The sequence below is a fragment of the Bradyrhizobium sp. NBAIM08 genome, from assembly GCF_020193935.1.
Taxonomy (GTDB): Bacteria; Pseudomonadota; Alphaproteobacteria; order Rhizobiales; family Xanthobacteraceae; genus Bradyrhizobium; species Bradyrhizobium yuanmingense.
The window spans coordinates 1-445 of sequence record NZ_JADYVR010000377.1 but is presented as its reverse complement, the minus strand read 5'-3'; the positions used below and the strand labels follow the sequence as shown (position 1 = coordinate 445).

1 protein-coding gene is annotated in these 445 nt (G+C 61.1%); it reads left to right on the top strand.

The features are described 5' to 3' along the window. Positions 1 to 86: 86 nt before the first annotated feature. On the top strand, positions 87 to 445 hold a 359-nt coding region (locus tag I6F37_RS39985), incomplete at its 3' end, for a hypothetical protein (RefSeq protein ID WP_225154377.1).

The window sequence follows — 445 nt, the reverse complement described above, 5'->3', positions numbered from 1 at the left end:
ATTGGCGACAGAGGCTCGGACCGGTTCCCGCAGTTCCGACTACCGCGCCCTGGACCACCATCGCGCATTGGTACGGCTATCCCGAAATGCAATGGCAGGGACGCCGCTACGCCGGCAAACGCGAAAGCTTGGTGGAAATGAAGAACCTTCCCCGTTTCGTAGAGCAAAGCTGCACCATCGCCACGGATATGACACCGGACTGGGACGACTATGCGGACTTCTCAGCAGCGGGCTGGAAGTTTATTTCGTCCGCCGCCGCTTCCGAAAACATTGAGTCCTACCTGCGATTTATTTCCGCCAGCCGAGGGGAAATCGGCATCGCGAAGGAGGGCTATGTCGTTTCCCGGGCGGGATGGATGAGCGATCGCAGTGTCGTCTACCTCGCTCTCGGCAAACCCGTGGTGTTGCACGACACCGGGTGGCCCCGGGCCATCGAGCCCGGCCC